The following is a 16,841-nucleotide window of genomic DNA, read 5'->3' on the forward strand; positions in this document are numbered from 1 at the left end:
AATTGCCGCTGGGACTGACCACATGAGTGACATGACACAAGCCTCACCGACCCCAGCCAAGCCGAAGCGGCCGCGCCCGCAGGTCATGAGACTGACCGATGCCGCGGCGGAGCGGATCACCGAGCTGACCAAGCGCGCCGATTCCGAGATCGTCGGCCTGCGCGTCGGCATCAAGAACGGCGGCTGCGCCGGGCAATCCTACACCGTCGAATACGCCCACGAGATCCGTCCGGCCGACGAAGTGGTCGAGGACAAGGGCGTGAAGATCCTGGTCGATCCGAAGGCCGTGCTGTTCCTGCTCGGCACCGAGATGGACTATGTGGCCGACAGGATGCAGGCCCAGTTCGTGTTCAACAACCCGAACCAGGTTTCCGCCTGCGGTTGTGGTGAGTCGGTGCAGCTCAAGCCGGCGACGGTCTGATCGCCGCTGCGCCCTCGCGAGGGCGCAATCGCGCTCGCGTCTTGGATCCAATACCTACCAGCGTTGCATGTTGACGCCGTCGTCGACCATACTGCGCTGCCAACAGGCTGCGGCTGGCGCGTTTGGCTGCGCTGGAACAATGGTGGGCATATGGACCGCGAATTCCTGGCCGACCTGTTCGCCGATTTCGGCCCGGTCACGCTGCGCCGGATGTTCTCCGGCTACGGCATCTCCGCTGACGGCACCAATTTCGCGCTCGCGCTGCGCGCCGGGCTCTATTTCCGCGCCGACGAGGAGACCATCCCGCAATTCGAGGCCGAAGGCTGCGGGCCGTTCCAGTACCAGACACGCGCCAAGACGGTGACGGTGAGCTCGTACTGGCAGCTGCCCGCGCGGCTGTTCGACGATGCCGAGGAGCTTGCGGTCTGGGCACGCTCGGCGCTCGGCGCCGCCCAGCGCGCGGCACTGCGCAAGCGGACGAGGGCGCGTAAGGCGAAGCCTTCCGCAAAGAAAGTCGCCAGCAAGGATGCGGTGAAGAAGCCGCTCGCAAGGCGGAAGTCTGTCCAGAGAGCGCACGTCAAGAAGAAGCGTAGTTGAGGCAAGACGAAGCGTCGGCGCCGGACCGGCTAAAGCGCGATGAGATCAGGTTGAATCGTCATCGCGCTTTAGCTCTTTGTTTGATCATGATCTTCTCGGAAAACCGCTTCACGCTTTTCCGGATCATGCTTTAGCGCAAGGGCGATCGCCAGCGATCCGCGGGCGTTGCTGGGCTCTCATTTTGGTGCGGACTTCACAACTTTTTTCGCCGAGCTAACGCTGCTCGGCGAACGTCAGATGTTGCACGGCAGCAAACCGAAGACACTGAATCGACTGCGTCACGGTTAGACGAATTGTGCATTTGTGCCGCAGGAGGAGTGAGGCAATCTGCCGCATCGGCGTGCCGCAGCGACCGCAACCTGCGATGCAGGAAGAACAGAGTCGCACCGCGCGCCCAATTCCTAACAGCGATGTCAAATCGCCCTTGGTCTCTGCGATTGTGATCTCTTCGAGATCATTTGGGGCAGCGGGAATGAGTTTGTCTTCATGAATTAAATGTTCGCAGAAAGCAACAAAACCGGGAGGTTCGAAATGGCTACGATTCGGCTTTCGATCAGTCGTCGCACACTCATCAAGTCCGGAGTTGCCCTGGCCGGAAGCCAGGTGATTGGCGCGCCATTCATCGTCAAGTCTTCTGCGGACGAACCGGTAAAGATCGGAATGGTCAATCCCCTGACCGGGGTACTTTCAGCGCTGGCACAAAGCGAGGTCGACGGCGCCAGATATGCCGAAGCCGATATCAACAAGAAGGGCGGCATTTTGGGCCGCCAGGTTCAGCTTCTGGTCGAAGATTCCGCGAACGACGTCGGCACCGGAGTGCAGAAAACTCGAAAGCTGATCGATCGCGACAATGTCGCTGTGATTCTCGGCGACGTGAATTCCGGCATCGCCTATGCGATGTCGCAGGTGACGAACGAGAAGAAGGTCTTCCACATCGTTCCTGGTGGCCACACCGATCCGATCACCGGCACGAACTGCAAATGGAATGTCTTCCGTATCTGCAACACCACGACAATGGACGCCAACGCGATCACGCCAGAACTGGTGAAGAAGTTCGGCAAGAAGTGGTTCTTCATCACGCCCGATTATGCGTACGGTCATACCTTGCAGGACGCCTTTATCAAGGCGCTGAAGAAGGCCGGCGGGACATTCGAGGGAGACATGCTCCCGATCAACAACACCGACTTCTCGGCCACTCTGATCAAGGCGAAGGCCTACAAGCCGAATGTTCTGCTCAACAATATGGGCGGTCTGACGCAGATCAATTGCATGAAGCAGTTCACGCAATTCGGAATGCAGAAAGAGATGGCGCTTGGCGGCGCGTTGTTCGAGCTGGAAAGCATCAAGGGGTGCCCGCCTGATGCTCAGACAGGCTGGTGGACCATGGAGTGGTGGTGGAATCAGCCCAACGTACCCGAGGTCGTAAAGTTCGTGGGCGATTTCCGCGCGGCAACGAAGAAGACGCCGTCCGCGCGCGACTGGTTCGGCTACGTGGCGATGCACACGGTCCGACTTGCGGCAGAGAAGGCAAAATCATTGGAAGGGCCGAAATTGGCGAAGGCGCTTGAGGACCTCGAACTGCCGCCGGACGTTGCGCTGCAACCGGGAAAGGTGCGCTATCGAGCCGGTGATCATGAATTGATGCCGAACCTTTTCGTCGGTGAAGTGCACCCGTCCAAATCTGTGCCGGATGACGTTTTTACGACCGCGTCGCTGGTCCCTGGCGACCAGGCCGCGGGCTCTGTGGCGGACACCGGCTGCAAGATGGTTGAGCCGGCCTGAGCTGGTCTTTGGCTGAAAAAGCGGCAGCGCCGAGGTCGAGATGATCCAGGTCATAATGTTCAACGTCACGAATGGTCTCATTATTGGTGCATTCTATGTACTGATGGCGCTGGGCTTGTCCCTGATCCTCAACCTCAGCAACGTAATCAACTTCGCTCACGGCAACTTCCTGGCGCTTGGCGGCTATCTTGCTTTCACATTGTCGCCAGTGCTTGGTTACTGGGGGGCGTTGCTGGTCTCGCCTCTCATCACTGCGCTGATCGGCCTCGCGGTGGAGAGGTTGATGATCCGCCGCGTCTATAACCGCGATCCGGTCTACAGCCTGCTGCTTACGTTCGGATTTGCCTTCGTGATGCAGGACGCGGCCCGCTTTATCTGGGGACCCAACGGGCTGCCGCTCGGATTGCCCGAGTTCCTGTCGCAGCCAATCAATCCAACCCTCTTTTTCATAACCTGGTATCGCGTCTTCATGGTCGCGGTCGTTATCGTTGCCGTGCTCGGATTGTTTGCTCTCCTTCGCTACACGAAGGTCGGCATACGCATCCGGGCCGGCACGCTCGATCTCGAAACGGTGGCTTCGCTCGGTGTCAACATCAGCCTGTTGCGAACATTCAATTTCGCGCTCGGCTGCTTGCTGGCCGGCCTGAGCGGGGTGCTTGCCGCGGGGCAAATCGGCCTGAACCCCAACATGGGTGACGACCTGCTGATGCCGAGCTTCATCGCCATCATCGTGGGTGGCGTCGGCAGTCTGATCGGCACCCTGTTCGGCGGGCTCCTGATCGGTGTGGCGGCGGCGCTCACGACAGTGTTCTTGCCGACCGCAAGCGAGGCCGTGATCTACGCCATCATGATGATCGTGCTCCTCGTTCGTCCGCGAGGCCTGATGGGCGAGGAAGGGATGATGGCATGAGCACCGACGTCGGCACCGACGCAGCCGTCGCGGCGATTTCGGCAAGACAGACGCCTGCCGTTCCGCGATGGGTCGTACTCGTGATCGTCTGGGCCGCCCTGATCGCGGTTCCATACTGGCTGCCGTTGCTCGGCGGTTACACGGCGCTCGCGGGGCGAGTGCTGGTCTTTGGGCTTGCGGCGATGGGATTGAACCTGCTGCTGGGTTTCACGGGTGTCCTTAGCTTCGGCCATGCCGCCTATTTCGGGCTGGGCGCCTACGGCGCTGGCCTGACGTTGCGGTATCTCGCGCACAGCACGCCGCTCGCCATGCTGCTGGGGACGCTGCTGGGTGGATTGGCAGGCAGCTTGTTCGGTCTCCTGATTGTACGCCGCCGTGGCGTGTATTTTGCGATGTGCACGATCGCATTCGGGCAGCTCTGTTACTACCTCGCTTATAGCTGGAACGACTTCACCGGAGGTTTTGATGGTCTGCGCGATTTTCACCGCGAGCCGATCGGATTTGGCAGGCTGACGCTGGACATCACACAGGGCGGCGATCGGTTTTATTTCTTTCTTCTCGCCGTCTTCGCTGTTGCCGTCGCGCTGCTGGGCCTTCTGGTCCGCTCCCCGTTCGGTCACACGTTGCGCGCGATCCGGGAAAACGAGCGTCGCGCGCGCTTTCTGGCTATTCCGGTCGAACGCCAGATCTGGCTGTCGTTCTCGATCTCTTGTTTCGTGACTGCGCTTGCGGGCACGCTGTATGCATTGCTCAACAACTTTGCCGATCCGCTGGCATTGCACTACTCGCTGTCAGGCTACTTCGTCGTCATGTGCGTGATGGGTGGCATGCGGACCTTCTGGGGGCCGTTGGTCGGGGCAACGTTGTTCGTGGTCCTGCAGGACTACATCTCGTCGATGACCGTAAACTGGATGTCCTTTGTCGGCGCGATTTTTGTGCTGGTCGTGCTCTTCTTCCCGCGCGGCTTGCTCGGCATGCGGCGCATACGCGGATCGGTGTGACCATGCTCGAGGTTCGCAACGTCACGAAGCGTTTTGGTAATCTCGTCGCCGTGAAAGACGTGTCGATGTCGGTGAAGACAGGCGAACTGCGCGCCATCATCGGTCCGAACGGGGCGGGGAAGACAACCTTCTTCAACATGATCAGTGGCTACTTTCCGCCGACCAAGGGATCGATCCTGTTTCAAGGCAAGGACGTGACGCAGGTGCCGGCGCACCAGCGGGTTGGACTCGGCATGGGGCGCACGTTCCAGATCACGGAGGTCTTTCCGGAGTTGACCGTCCGAGAAAACGTGCTCACGGCGGCCGAGGTCGCGGCGGGACAGACATTGCGCATGCTACCAAACAGGGCCGACGCCAAGCTGGCCAACGACGTCGCAACGGAAACCCTGGCGCTCGTTGGGCTTACTGCCAAGACAGACCGGCTGGTGGGAGAACTCTCTCACGGCGACCAGCGAACCACCGAGATGGCAATGGCGCTGGCGCGGCTTCCGCGCCTGTTGCTGCTTGATGAACCCACGGCCGGCATGGGTGATCAGGAGACGTATGAGATCACGAGCCTCATTCGCCGCCTGCACAAAGAGAGGAACTACACCATTGTGCTGATTGAGCACGACATGCGTGTGGTGTTTCATCTTGCCGATCGCATCACGGTGCTGGATCAGGGCGGCTTGCTAGCCGAGGGGAAACCCGACGAGATCGCAGCCTCCGAGGTGGTGCAGGCGGCCTATCTTGGAGATAGCCGATGACGCTGGAGGTCGTGGGCCTGCAGACTTTCTACGGGAAGAGCCACATTCTTCACGATGTCGGCTTGACGGTGAACGAAGGCGAGATCGTCGTGCTTCTTGGCCGCAATGGCGCCGGAAAGACGACAACGCTGCGCAGCATCATGGGCCTGACTCCGCCGCGCGAAGGTAAAGTAAAGCTGTTCGGAACGGACACTACGCGGATGTCACCCTATCAGGTCGCGGGACTTGGTGTGGGTTACGTGCCCGAGGGCCGCAAAATATTTGCCAACCTGACCGTCGAAGACAATTTACGTGTTCCCGTCGCGCGGCCTGGCGCGTGGAATATCAAGCGCGTCTTCGAGACCTTTCCGCGCCTTGCGGAACGACGGGACAGTCGCGGTCGGCAGCTATCCGGCGGCGAGCAGGAAATGCTTTCGATCGCGAGAGCTCTGTTGATCAATCCAAAACTTCTTCTGCTCGACGAGCCGAGCCAGGGACTTGCTCCCTTGATCGTCAAGGAAGTCTTTCAAATCATCAAGACAATGCGCAGGGAGGGAATCTCCGTGCTGCTGGTTGAGCAGAATGCCAGGGTCAGCCTCGCCATTGCCGATCGCGCTTACGTGCTCGATGATGGTGCGATCATCTACAGCGGCAGCGCTGCCGAGCTCGCAGGGGACGAGGAGCGCGTCCGCTCGATGGCCGGCGCGAGTGCTAAGGAATGGGTCACGGGTGATCTCTAATGCGCGATGAGATAAGGTTGAATCGTCATCGCGCATTCGCTCTTTGTTTGAGCATGATCTTTTCGGAAAACCGCTTCGCACTTTTCCGGATCATGCTTTAGAGCGTTTCACATTTTGACTGAAGCATAACCGGCGTTTGCGAAGTAGTTTGCGCATTCGCGAGGCTGGATGTCCTGAACGAGGTGACCGATGTGGCGCCAAGTGTCTTCGACGGTGCGCCTCTGAGCCTGCCGCATCCAGTGTTTGATCTTGGAGAAGGCCTGTTCGATCGGGTTGAGGTCGGGCGAGTATGGCGGCAGGTACCAGAGCCTGGCGCCAGCAGCCTGGATCATTTGCCTGACAGCTTTCGACTTGTGGCTTCCGAGGTTGTCGAGAATGACGATGTCGCCTTCGCGCAGGGTTGGCAGGAGAAGGTGCTTCACATAAGCGCAGAAGCATTCGCCGTTGATCGGGCCGTCGAAGACGCAGGGTGCCGTGAGTTGGTCATGGCGGAGCGCGCCGAGGAATGTGAGGGTACGCCAGTGACCGTGCGGGGCGAAGCCGCGCAGGCGTGCGCCCTTGGGGCCCCAGCCCCGCAAAGGGGCCATGTTGGTCTTGATCCAAGTCTCATCGATGAAGACGAGCCGGCCCGGATCAAGTCCGGCCTGCCAGGATCGCCAACGCTGGCGCCTACGAGAGACGTCGGCGCGCGCTTGTTCGAGGGCGAACAGTGTTTTTTTTGAACCGCAGCCCTTCCCGGCGCAGGAACAGCCAGACCGCGTTGTGTGAGACCTTGACCCCACGAGCTGCCAGTTCCGCCTTCAGACCATGCAGCGTCAGGTGCGGCGTCTGAATGATCCGCTCGACAATGAAGGCACGATGCGGATCAAGCAAGGGCTTGCGGTGACCGCCCATCTTGCCGGGCGCAACCGAGCCGGTCGCCCGCTGCCGCTGTGACCACTTCACAACCGACGAGACCGCAACACCAAACCGTTCCGCCACAGATCGGCAGCTCTCGCCCGCCAAAACCGACGCCACCACACGCTCGCGAAGATCCAGGGAAAGAGGTCGGGTCATGCGATGCTGGCCTCCAATCCAGTCAGCATCTTGAATCACAAACCGCCAAAAACCGGAATCCCCTCCGATTCAGTTAAGCAATGAAATGCTCTAGCGCCGGAAGCAGAGGCTCTGAATCGGCCTCGCAACATTCACCGCCAGGAGGGAAACGATGTGGGCTTTTGTCGAAGGACATCCCAACGCCGATGTCATGATGTTCTACGGGATTGTTGCAGTCACCCTTGGGCTACTGCTCTATCGCTTTCATCGAAAGCAGGCCTGAGGCCGGCTGCTCCGATCTCGCAGCGCAAATGCCAGTTCGCGCGAAAGCGCCCAGGTTGCTCCGTGTCTGATGGGTGAGCCCGGCGCAATCGTGCTCGTGCCCAGCTCGGAGATCACGCCACGCGGGTCTGGGTCTCGGCGCTGTATTCCGGATCGGCTTCGCAGATCACGCGGTTGCGGCCGGCGCGCTTGGCGGCATAGAGGCAGGCGTCGGCGCGCTCGATCAGTGAGTCCGTGTCGTCGGCCGGCTTCAGCATGGAGACGCCGACCGAGATCGTGACACGGCCCAGGATCTCGCCGGTCGACTTCTTCTTCAGCTCCTTGGCCATCACGGCGCGGCGGATGTGGTCGGCAACCGTCAGCGCTTGGCGCAGCGCGGTGTTCGGCAGCACCACCGCGAATTCCTCGCCGCCGTAGCGGGCGGTGATGTCCTGGCCCTTGATGGTCTGTTTCAGCGACTGCGCCACCAGCCGCAGCACCTGGTCGCCGGTGAGATGGCCGTAGGAATCGTTGAACGACTTGAAGTGATCGATGTCGAACATCAGGAGCGACAGCGGCTCGCCGCTGTCCAATGCGGCCTGCACAGCCATGTCGATCGAGCGGTCGAAATATTTCCGGTTGCCGAGGCCAGTGAGCGGATCGGTCAGGCTCTCGGCGCGGATCGCCTCGAGGCTGTGTTGCAGGTCGCTGATCTCCGACTTCGACAGCGCGAGCCGGTTCTCCAATGCCTGATTGGTCTCGCGCATCTCGCGCGTCGATTTGGCGAGCCCCTCGACGATTGTCTTGATCTGGTCGCGGGTGGTCGCGGTCGAGAGGCGGTCGCTGGCGCCGACCAGGCTGGCGTCGTAGGTCGCGGACACGCCGAGCGCATCGGTGATCAGCCGCATGACGGCATCGATCTCGCCGATGACACGCGCGCCGACCTTGTCGATGCGGTCCGAGGTCTTGATGTGCGAAAGGTAGGTTTCGTAGATCTGCTCGAGATCGGATTCCGAGAGCTTGCCGCTGCGCGCCAGCGTCTCGTTGATGACCTTGTTGAGCGGTGCGTTGTATCCGGTCGCGTAGACGTACCAGATTTCGTAGTTGCGCGGCACGGCGGTCTGGCGAAGCGAGCGAATCTGACCAAGCGCGACTTCGGCAAAGGCCAACGTACGTTCGTGTTCGTCCAGCAGCTTGACCACTGTTACGTCCTCAATGCACGCAATGCCGGTCATACCCGGCAGCAATGACTAAATTATTGGAGCGAGGGTACGGGACGAGAGTGAAGGCAAGGTAAATAGTGGAATTACGGGGATTTCGCCGCGACTAATGTCGTACGAACTCGATTCCGCTGTGGGGCGGGCTCGGCCTTCGCAAGCTTTTCGCTTGCTCGCCATTGCGCTGCGAAAACTGCGCGCATTTCCTTCGAACACGAGCCATCAGCGTGGACGTCGGTCGCCGCCGGCGACACCGACTCGGCAGGGTACCGCCGCTGGTGCGGCGGCATCGGAACCGGCCTTAGGCGCGTGCGCGGACAGGTCGCAGCAGGAAGGCCGGCAGGTGCGAATGATCGGCGGGCTCGTGGTCCACCTCGCGCTGCGGCCGCGATGGCTCGGCACGCCCGATCGACGGCACGTGCGACGGGGTGGCCCGGGGCGAGGTGCCGCGGCCGTGGCGCGGTTCACGCTCCGGTTTGGCTGCACGCTCCTGGCGGGGCTCCTGGTCCTGACGAGGCTCGCGTTCACCCTGACGCGCTTCGCGCTCACCGTGACGCGGCTCGCGTTCACGTCGCGGCTTGCGGCCGCCACGGGCGCCGTCGCGCGAACCTTCGCGGCTGCGCGAGCGGCGCGGCGCCGCGTCGTCGTTCGATGCTTCGCTATGAACGGTGAAGTCGCCCTCGGCGCGCGGGATCGGCTGGCCGATCAGCTTCTCGATCGCCGTCATCGACTTGCTGTCGAGCGAGGTGACGATGGAGATCGCGGTACCGGTCCGTCCGGCGCGGCCGGTGCGGCCGATGCGGTGGACGTAATCGTCGGGGTGGTGTGGCACGTCGAAATTGAAGACGTGGCTCACCGCGGGAATGTCGAGGCCACGGGCGGCGACGTCGGAGGCGACGAGCAGCGGAATCTCGCCCTTGCGGAATTGATCCAAGGCCGCGGTGCGGGCGGACTGATCCATGTCGCCGTGCAGGGCGCCGACACTGAAGCCGTGCTTCTGGAGTGATTTGTGAAGGACGGCGACTTCGCGCTTGCGATTGCAGAAGATAATCGCGTTGTTGAGGTCCTTGGCGTCGCGCAGCAGGCCGCGGAGGATTTCGCGCTTGTCATGCGCTTCGCGACCGGCCGGGACCTGCAATTGCGTCACGGTGACGGCGGTGGTTGCGGGTTTGGAGACTTCGATCCGGGCCGGATTGTGCAGGAAGGCCTCGGTGATGCGGCTGATCTCCGGGGGCATCGTCGCGGTGAAGAACAGGGTCTGCCGCGTGAATGGGACGAGCTTGCAGATGCGCTCGATGTCGGGAATGAAACCCATGTCGAGCATGCGGTCGGCTTCGTCGATCACCAGCAGCTCGACGCCGGTGAGCAGCAATCCGCCGCGTTCGGTGTGGTCGAGCAGTCGGCCGGGCGTTGCGATCAGAACGTCGACGCCGCGCATCAGCTTGGAGTCCTGGTCGCCGAACGAGACGCCGCCGATCAGCAGCGCCACGTTCAATTTTTGACCGGCGCCGTATTTGTCGAACTGCTCCTTCACCTGCGCCGCAAGCTCGCGGGTCGGCTCGAGGATCAGGGTGCGCGGCATGCGTGCCCGGGCGCGGCCCTTCTCGAGCAGGGTGAGCATCGGGAGAACGAAGGCAGCGGTCTTGCCGGTGCCGGTCTGGGCAATGCCGAGGACGTCGCGCCGGGCGAGGACGTGCGGGATTGCCTGTTCCTGGATGGGAGTGGGGGTCGTGTAACCGGTGGCCGCGACTGCGGCGAGGACCTTATCGGACAGGCCTAGATTGGAAAAAGACATTGAGCCTCTGGTCGAAACCGCCGTTCGGCATCGCAGGTAAAAGGCTGTCGCGTTCGGCCCCGAAACGGCTCGCTTTTCTATAAAGCTCGGGGGCTCTGGCTAACGCTGACGGACGGCAAACCTGACGAATCGCGTTTCGATCCGAGGGCCGCGTTGCCCGCAACATAGGGGCGAAAGCGGTAAAGTCAATCTTGGAACCAGCCGATAGCCGAAAAAGCTTAACGTTTTCGCCAAAATAAGCGCCGTCTCCGTCATTTGGCGGTCAAATGAATCGCCAGTCCCGGATCCGATGACGAGGACCGGCGCCGCCTTTGCGGGGGAGGCGCGTCGCCAAAATATCGAAAAACAACCCCATGCAAAGCACAAGGAGCCGGCGGGCGGAGGGGGTTCGATCAGGCCAGTTGACACGTCGGGCAACTCACGGGTGTATTTCAAGTATTCCGAAATCACGCAGATGCACGTTTCCACGACGTCATGGCCGATAGCTACGCAATAGCCCGCCGCGGGTCGGGATGGCGCTACCACGCGTAACGGACCACACCCTTGCCGGCGTAGGAGCGGGTCACGTTGGAGAACTCGCCCTCGAAGCTTGCGAGTGCCGACCAGCCGTTTGACCATTTCAGTTCGGCGGAGGCGGTGGTGAGTGCGGAGTCGGCGGCCTGCGCCGCGCCGCTCACGACGAAGCTTGCACCGGGCAGGGTCTGGAATGTCGCGGCGATGCTGCGGTCGGGGTTGAAATCATGTGCCCAGGCGGCGCGGCCGCGCAGCGTCAGAATTGCATCCGAGAGCGCGAAGGACTTGTCGGCGCGCAGGCCGAGCTCGCGGCGGTTGTCGGTGACGCTCTTGGCGTTGTAGGCCAGTGCAAAGGTGTTGGCACCGACGATGGCCTGCTCGGCGTAGCCGGGAAGCTGAAACGTCGTGAACTGGCCGGCGGCATAGGGCGTGAGGCCGACGCCGCCGATCCATGGTGCGACGAAGCGGTAGCCGCCCTCTGCGCGGCCTGACCATGCATTGGCCATGAACCCGGCGCGCAGGCGATCGACGCTGCCGACCGTCACGGTGCGCTCCGTGGTGACGTCCTGCCAACCATAGGCCAGTGCGCCGGCGAGGTAGGCCGCGCCGACATTGTGCCTGATGAAGGCGCCGGCCTGGAACAGGTCGGAGCGGCCGCCGCCGCTGTTGGCGACGCTGAAATTGGTGCCGCCGCCGGCGAGCGCGAAGCCGGCAATCGTGTTCGGCGAGAAGCGGTAGTCGGCGCCGATGGCGGTACCGAACACCTGGCTCGTGGTGTTGTTCGAGCCGAGCGCGCTGTTGCCGTCGGTGGACTGCGAGCCGCCGTACGCCGCGGCCCATACGCTCCAGCGCGGATCATAGGTCTGGGCAACCGGCGCCTTGCGATAAATCGCGGCGGTGGCGTCGCTGGTCGGATGCTTTGCCGCATAGGCCAGCGAATTGTCGTCTGCGTAAGCCACTGACTCAGCCGGCATCGCCGGCGGACCACGGCCGTCGATGAAGGGATCGAGCATCGTGCCCATGAACTGGTTCATGGCGTTGAAGGTGGTCTGCTGCGATCCGGCCGCGGTCTCGCCCGAGAGCTGGGTCAGACCGTTGAGGAGGTTGTCGCCCGGCAGCTTGAAGATCGCGCTGAACGCGCTGGAGAGACTGGCGCCGCCGAGCAGGCCGTTGTCGATCGCACTGGCGACGCTCTTGTGGTTGATGCCGGCGTTGCTCGGCAGGATGGGAGAGAGCAGGCCGGGATCGAGCGACAGCAGCACGTCGTTGCCGACATAGCTCAGCACCGGATTGCGAGCGAGGTTGTTGGCGAGCATCAGGTTCGCCGAGCCGAATGTGCCGCTCAGCGTTCCCGCATTGACGATCGTGTAGCTGGTCTTCCTGGCGATCCGTTCGAGCGGATCGACGACGACATTGCCGGCGATGTTGGTGGTGCCGGTCACGATCGCCTTGTCGCTGATCGTGTTGGTGACCTGCACCAGATAGGTCGCCGCCGCCGTCATGGTCAGGCTCGCCATCGTGATGGTGCCCGGCGAATTGCCAGGCGACAGCGTGCCGCTGATGATGGTGTTGCCGATGGTGCCGTTGCCGCCGAGCGTGCCGTTGGGGCCGACCGTGACGCTGGCATTCGGCATCGCGCCGTTGAGGATGAACACGCTGTCGACGTTGACCGCTCCGGCAAAGTTCGAACTGCCGGTGAAGCTCCAGTTCGAGCCTGCAAGAACCCCGAAATTGGCGAAGCCGATGCCGAGTTTCGACAGGTCGAAACTCGACGCGGCCGTTCCGCCGAACTGCACGACGCTGGTCCCGCTGCCGACGATGTTGCCGTTGAACACGGCGCCGGACTGCACTTGCAGCACATCGTTGGTGCCGCCGAACTGGACGGCGGTGCCGCCGATGCCGGTGATGGTGCCGTTGGCGACGAGCGTGGTGGTGCCGCCCGACGTCACGATGCCGGTGGCGCCGGTCACGAAGGTCCCGGTCGTGATGAAGATGTTGCCCGGTGTCGAGCGCGATGCGGCGATGCCGATGCCTGAGCTCTGCACGCCGGCGAGCGCGTCGATCCTGATGTCGCCGAGGCCGTCGCGCCGGGCGTAGATGCCGTAGCTTCCGGCGGCCGTGCCGTTCGCAATGACATTGCCTTCGGCGCGCAGCGCCAGCGTGGCAGCATTGTCGGCGCCATTGACCATGACGCCGCTGATGCCGATCGCCGCCGCGCTTGCCGAGGTGGCGCTCACGGTCCCCTTGGTGTCGAGATCGATGCCGCCGAGCCCCGCGGTCAATGAAGCGAATCTGGTGCTGCCACGGCTCAGCGTGATGCCGGTTGCAGCGCCGTCCGAGGTCGCGCTCACATCGCCATTGGCGTGAACGGTGAGCATGCCGGTGTTGATGATGCTCGGAGCAAAGCTGGCGCCTGAGGCCGCGATTCCCGTGGCCGTACTGCCAGTGCCAATTGCGGTCGCCGTCACGGCGCCGTCGGCGGTCAACTGGACCGTGCTCAGATTGTTTTGCACCACGCTGATGCCAGCGACTGCCGACGCGATGTCGCTGATCGACATTGCCGTCACGGCGCCGTGCAGGTTGAAATCGACCGGGACCACGCCGGAGGCCGACAGGGTGGCTCCCGTTACATTTGCGACATAGCCGGATCTTGTCATGCCGGTGATCGTAATCGATCCGTTGGCGTTCAGTGTCGCCGTACCGTCGCTGGATGTACTTCCGAGCGCGGCCGCGAGGCCCGCGACGGTGCCACCGGCCGAAGCGGAGGTCGAAGTCCTGGTGTCGAAGGTTCCGGAAAGATCGCCATTGAAGGTCGCGGTGTTGGTGCCGCTGGCGGCGGAGAAGGCGACCGACGCCAGGGCGCCGTAGTAGGCCGTATCGGGACCGCTGCCCTTGGCAATATTGCCGTCCACGACAAGGCTGTTGTTGGCGCCGCCGCCGGCGGACACCGAAAGCGTCCCACCCGTGATGCCGTGCGTTCGGACCGTCGTGGTGCCAGTGCCGTAGTTCTGCAAGCTCACGGAGCCGTTGATATCCCGATTGAGCTCCACCGTGAACGCGCTGGTGTTGGCCGAATTGTTGCCCTCGAGGTTGATGTTGCCCGAGACGCTTGCATTGGTGGTGAGGTCGACCGTACCGACGCCGCCGTTCTGGAGATAGATGCCGCCGGTGATCGCGCCGTTGGTGGTGACCGAAAGATTGCGTGCAGTATGGAGGCTCTGTCCCATCCGGACGTAGATCGCGCCGCCGGCTTGGGTTGTGACACCGGTGACTGCGCCTGTCGCGATCGCGACGTCGGATTGGCTACCGTCGGTCAGAACGTAGATTCCCTGACCCGCCACGATCTGGCTTCCAACCGTGTTGATGTTGACGCTGGCATTCGGTCCGCTGCCCACGACCTGGATGCCGGTGCCGCCCCTGATCGTGCCGGCGGTCTGCGTAATGGAGGTCAGACCGTTGCCGATCCCGGCAGTGATCGCGTATCCGTCGGCGGTGACGTCGGCCGATCCCGTGTAGGTGATCGTGCCGAGGGCGGAGAGCCCGATGCCATTGTACGGCTGGTGTGCCGTGATGCCGGCGGGGTCATTGTGATTGAAAGTGAGATTGCCGGCGCTGTTCGCCGTGGCGCCGCGGGTCGTGATGCCGGCGCCGGCGTTGATGTTGACCGTGAGATCACCATTGAAGCCCGTGTTGAGCCCGCCGTCCGACGGGTGGGCGGTGTCGCAGAGCACGTTGCCGGTGCCGACGCCCGTGCAGTAGACCGCGGCCTCTGCCGTGGAGCTCAGCGCGATCAACGACGCCGAGCCGAGCAGCGCACCGCGCCACATCGTCAGCCTGCCGCCGATGCCGATCATGACCTTGCCCCCAAGCCCGGATGTATCTGTGTGTTTCTGACGCTGCGGTCGTGCGCTGTCTTCTCAACGTGCGCATGCCGTCAATCCGAAGCGCGCCCGCCGCGAAAATGCAGCCAACTGTGGCCGTAGGGCCACAGCGGAGCGTCGCCGCGGCTAGAGCCCCGCAGCCCGGTATTCGCCGGGCGTCAGGCCCTCCGAAGCGCTGAATATCCGATAGAAGGTGGCGAGGCTGCCGAACCCGCAGGAGAGCGCGACATCGGCGATCGGCCGCGGCGGCTTTTCGGACAGCAGCCTGCGGCTTTCGCTCAGGCGCTGGGCGGTGACGGTCTGCGAGAAGCTCGCCCCGGTCGCTTCGAACAGGACGTGCAGGTAACGGACCGAGACGCCGAGCATCTCGGCGACCATCCCCGGCGACAGCGCGGGCTTCGCGAGGTGGCGGGTGATCAGACGGCGCGCGAGGCTGAGCCGGCCGACGCGCAGCGCCTGTTGGCGGCGGCTGCCCGGCCTGATCGCGCCGCGCTCGATCAGCGCAAGGTCGGCGATGATCTTGACCAGCGCAGGAATGCTCACGGTATCTCCGGCCTCCGTCGCGTCCTTGAAGTCGGAAAGGCTGGCTTCGAGCAGCGGTACCCAGCCGCGATTGCCGGTCGCCGGGGAGCCTGGACGGGCGAGCTCGATCGCTGCGGCCTGGTTCACCGCATCGCCGGCGCGCGTGTGCAGGCCGTCCTCAAGCTTTGTGCGCATCGTGCATAACCCCTCGCTCTGCATCAGAGCGCGCCTCGCGGGCAAGGAAATCGGCTGTGCCGAGACCGGGCGAAGCGCCAGCGCGGTTCTGGCGAAGTCGACGGAAATTATCTTCTCAATGCGCGCAGGCTGTTCACTTCGATCCAGTGGATGCCGGATCGCGCGACGATCGGCCGGATCGTCTGCCCCGGTGGATGCTCAGGCCTGGCGGGCCCGGTAATCGCCCGGCGTCATCGATTCCGAGGCATTGAAGAGGCGGTAGAACGTCGCGAGACTCTCGAAGCCGCAGGCAAACGCCACCTCGGCGATCGTCTGCCCGGACTGCTCGCGGAGCAGGCGGCGGCTTTGCCCGAGCCGAAGCGCGGTGACCGTCTCCGAGAAGGTCTTCTCCGTCTCCTCGAACAGGATGTGCAGGTGACGCACCGAGATGCCGAGCAGGCCGGCAATCAGGGTTGGCGTCAGCGCCGCGCTCGAGAGATGCTGCCGGATCAGGCGGCGCGCCAGTGACAGATGGGCGCTTCGCAGGGCCCGCTGCGCGAGCCGGCTCTTCGGCCGCATGATGCCGCGGTCGATCAGCGCGATATGGGCAAGCGCCTGCACCATCGGCGCCGCGTCCGCCGCGGTGGCGTCATGGCCTTCGACGAGGTCGCGGAAGCAGGATTCCAGCAGTGGCCGCAGCGCGGTCTCATCCTGCACGGGTCTCGGGACCAGTTCGCCGAGCTCGGCACCCGGCGGGACGATGTTCGTCACCGGGATCTTGATGATGCGCAGGTGGAAGCCGTCATCGTGCAGCGGGACGGTGCGATAGGGCAGGTCCGAATAGCTGGTCGCGAACATGCCGTCGCGCACCGCGAATTCATCGAGCCGCGCGCCGCCGAACCAGCCGCCACCGCCGAGCTGCTGGTAGATGCACAGGCTGTCGCTGCGCGCATCTGCGATGTCGACGGCGCGCCGCTCGACGCGGTAGGGCGAGGCACGCAGCTCGACCAGCCCGGCATCGCCGAGCTGGCGCAGCGAGAACTCGCCGAAGAAGTCGCGGCGGCGCTCGGGTTCGAGTTCCGCGGTGACGCCGAACAACCCCTTGGCGCGCACCTCGCGCCAATAGTCGAAGCGATCGCGGGGATCGACTTGCTCAGTGGACCATGTGTACACGGAAAAGCCCCTGGAGTGCCCTTGGGACGTGCGGAGAGCTGGCGCCGGATGCAAGCCGGAATCTATCACGCGGGCCGTAAAAAGAAACTTGACC

Annotated in this window: 13 protein-coding genes; 7 read left to right on the forward strand and 6 right to left on the reverse strand. The window is 63.2% G+C overall.

The features are described 5' to 3' along the window. Window positions 1-31: 31 nt before the first annotated feature. The 7 genes from HAP47_RS19150 to HAP47_RS19180 all read left to right on the forward strand — a co-directional run bounded on the left by HAP47_RS19150 (window position 32) and on the right by HAP47_RS19180 (window position 6,176). A complete protein-coding gene (locus HAP47_RS19150; RefSeq protein ID WP_173643654.1) occupies window positions 32-421 on the forward strand; it encodes a HesB/IscA family protein in 390 nt (129 codons plus the stop codon). Between the two features lie 150 nt (window positions 422-571). Then, complete coding sequence (locus HAP47_RS19155; RefSeq protein ID WP_173643360.1) at window positions 572-1,018, forward strand: TfoX/Sxy family protein; 447 nt, start codon at window positions 572-574, stop codon at window positions 1,016-1,018. A gap of 531 nt (window positions 1,019-1,549) precedes the next feature. Further along, on the forward strand, window positions 1,550-2,800 hold the full coding sequence (locus HAP47_RS19160; protein WP_173643361.1) for an ABC transporter substrate-binding protein: 1,251 nt from the start codon (window positions 1,550-1,552) through the stop codon (window positions 2,798-2,800). A gap of 40 nt (window positions 2,801-2,840) precedes the next feature. Next, window positions 2,841-3,710, forward strand: coding sequence for a branched-chain amino acid ABC transporter permease (locus tag HAP47_RS19165; RefSeq protein WP_173643362.1), 870 nt, complete (start codon window positions 2,841-2,843; stop codon window positions 3,708-3,710). Further along, window positions 3,707-4,711 (forward strand): branched-chain amino acid ABC transporter permease, encoded by a 1,005-nt coding sequence (locus HAP47_RS19170; RefSeq protein WP_173643363.1) that lies wholly within the window; start codon window positions 3,707-3,709, stop codon window positions 4,709-4,711. The genes HAP47_RS19165 and HAP47_RS19170 overlap by 4 nt, the downstream gene beginning before the upstream one ends. Before the next feature lie 2 nt (window positions 4,712-4,713). Next, window positions 4,714-5,457: an ABC transporter ATP-binding protein gene (locus tag HAP47_RS19175; RefSeq protein WP_210285394.1), complete on the forward strand. Its 744-nt coding sequence runs from the start codon at window positions 4,714-4,716 to the stop codon at window positions 5,455-5,457. After that, the gene (locus HAP47_RS19180) at window positions 5,454-6,176 is read left to right on the forward strand and encodes an ABC transporter ATP-binding protein (protein ID WP_173643365.1); all 723 of its coding nucleotides are present in this window, start codon (window positions 5,454-5,456) and stop codon (window positions 6,174-6,176) included. The genes HAP47_RS19175 and HAP47_RS19180 overlap by 4 nt, the downstream gene beginning before the upstream one ends. A gap of 107 nt (window positions 6,177-6,283) precedes the next feature. On the opposite strand, the gene HAP47_RS19185 is transcribed toward HAP47_RS19180, so the two are convergent. The 6 genes from HAP47_RS19185 to HAP47_RS19210 all read right to left on the reverse strand — a co-directional run bounded on the left by HAP47_RS19185 (window position 6,284) and on the right by HAP47_RS19210 (window position 16,747). Then, window positions 6,284-7,232, reverse strand: a protein-coding gene (locus HAP47_RS19185) for an IS630 family transposase (RefSeq protein WP_173637148.1) whose coding sequence is annotated in 2 segments (ribosomal slippage) — window positions 6,284-6,895 and window positions 6,897-7,232 — 948 coding nt in all. Because the reading frame shifts where the segments join, the coding sequence is not laid out codon by codon here. Between the two features lie 374 nt (window positions 7,233-7,606). Beyond that, a complete protein-coding gene (locus HAP47_RS19190; protein WP_173643366.1) occupies window positions 7,607-8,674 on the reverse strand; it encodes a GGDEF domain-containing protein in 1,068 nt (355 codons plus the stop codon). 316 nt (window positions 8,675-8,990) lie between these two features. Beyond that, entirely contained in the window at window positions 8,991-10,484 is a 1,494-nt protein-coding gene (locus tag HAP47_RS19195) for a DEAD/DEAH box helicase (protein ID WP_173643367.1), read from the reverse strand. Between the two features lie 518 nt (window positions 10,485-11,002). Continuing rightward, entirely contained in the window at window positions 11,003-14,851 is a 3,849-nt protein-coding gene (locus HAP47_RS19200) for an autotransporter domain-containing protein (RefSeq protein WP_173643368.1), read from the reverse strand. Between the two features lie 153 nt (window positions 14,852-15,004). Next, entirely contained in the window at window positions 15,005-15,595 is a 591-nt protein-coding gene (locus tag HAP47_RS19205) for a helix-turn-helix transcriptional regulator (RefSeq protein ID WP_371821794.1), read from the reverse strand. A 198-nt stretch (window positions 15,596-15,793) separates the two neighbouring features. Then, complete coding sequence (locus HAP47_RS19210; protein ID WP_173643370.1) at window positions 15,794-16,747, reverse strand: AraC family transcriptional regulator; 954 nt, start codon at window positions 16,745-16,747, stop codon at window positions 15,794-15,796. Window positions 16,748-16,841 lie beyond the last annotated feature (94 nt).

This window comes from Bradyrhizobium sp. 41S5 (assembly GCF_011516665.3).
Lineage (GTDB): Bacteria > Pseudomonadota > Alphaproteobacteria > Rhizobiales > Xanthobacteraceae > Bradyrhizobium > Bradyrhizobium quebecense.

Bases quoted from the DNA above. Each gene is read 5' to 3' on its own strand.
- HAP47_RS19175 (WP_210285394.1), top strand. From the start codon at position 4,714: ATGCTCGAGGTTCGCAACGTCACGAAGCGTTTTGGTAATCTCGTCGCC.
- HAP47_RS19160 (WP_173643361.1), top strand. From the start codon at position 1,550: ATGGCTACGATTCGGCTTTCGATCAGTCGTCGCACACTCATCAAGTCC.
- HAP47_RS19200 (WP_173643368.1), bottom strand. From the start codon at position 14,851: ATGATCGGCATCGGCGGCAGGCTGACGATGTGGCGCGGTGCGCTGCTC.
- HAP47_RS19170 (WP_173643363.1), top strand. From the start codon at position 3,707: ATGAGCACCGACGTCGGCACCGACGCAGCCGTCGCGGCGATTTCGGCA.
- HAP47_RS19155 (WP_173643360.1), top strand. From the start codon at position 572: ATGGACCGCGAATTCCTGGCCGACCTGTTCGCCGATTTCGGCCCGGTC.
- HAP47_RS19195 (WP_173643367.1), bottom strand. From the start codon at position 10,484: ATGTCTTTTTCCAATCTAGGCCTGTCCGATAAGGTCCTCGCCGCAGTC.
- HAP47_RS19205 (WP_371821794.1), bottom strand. From the start codon at position 15,595: ATGCGCACAAAGCTTGAGGACGGCCTGCACACGCGCGCCGGCGATGCG.
- HAP47_RS19150 (WP_173643654.1), top strand. From the start codon at position 32: ATGACACAAGCCTCACCGACCCCAGCCAAGCCGAAGCGGCCGCGCCCG.
- HAP47_RS19165 (WP_173643362.1), top strand. From the start codon at position 2,841: ATGATCCAGGTCATAATGTTCAACGTCACGAATGGTCTCATTATTGGT.
- HAP47_RS19180 (WP_173643365.1), top strand. From the start codon at position 5,454: ATGACGCTGGAGGTCGTGGGCCTGCAGACTTTCTACGGGAAGAGCCAC.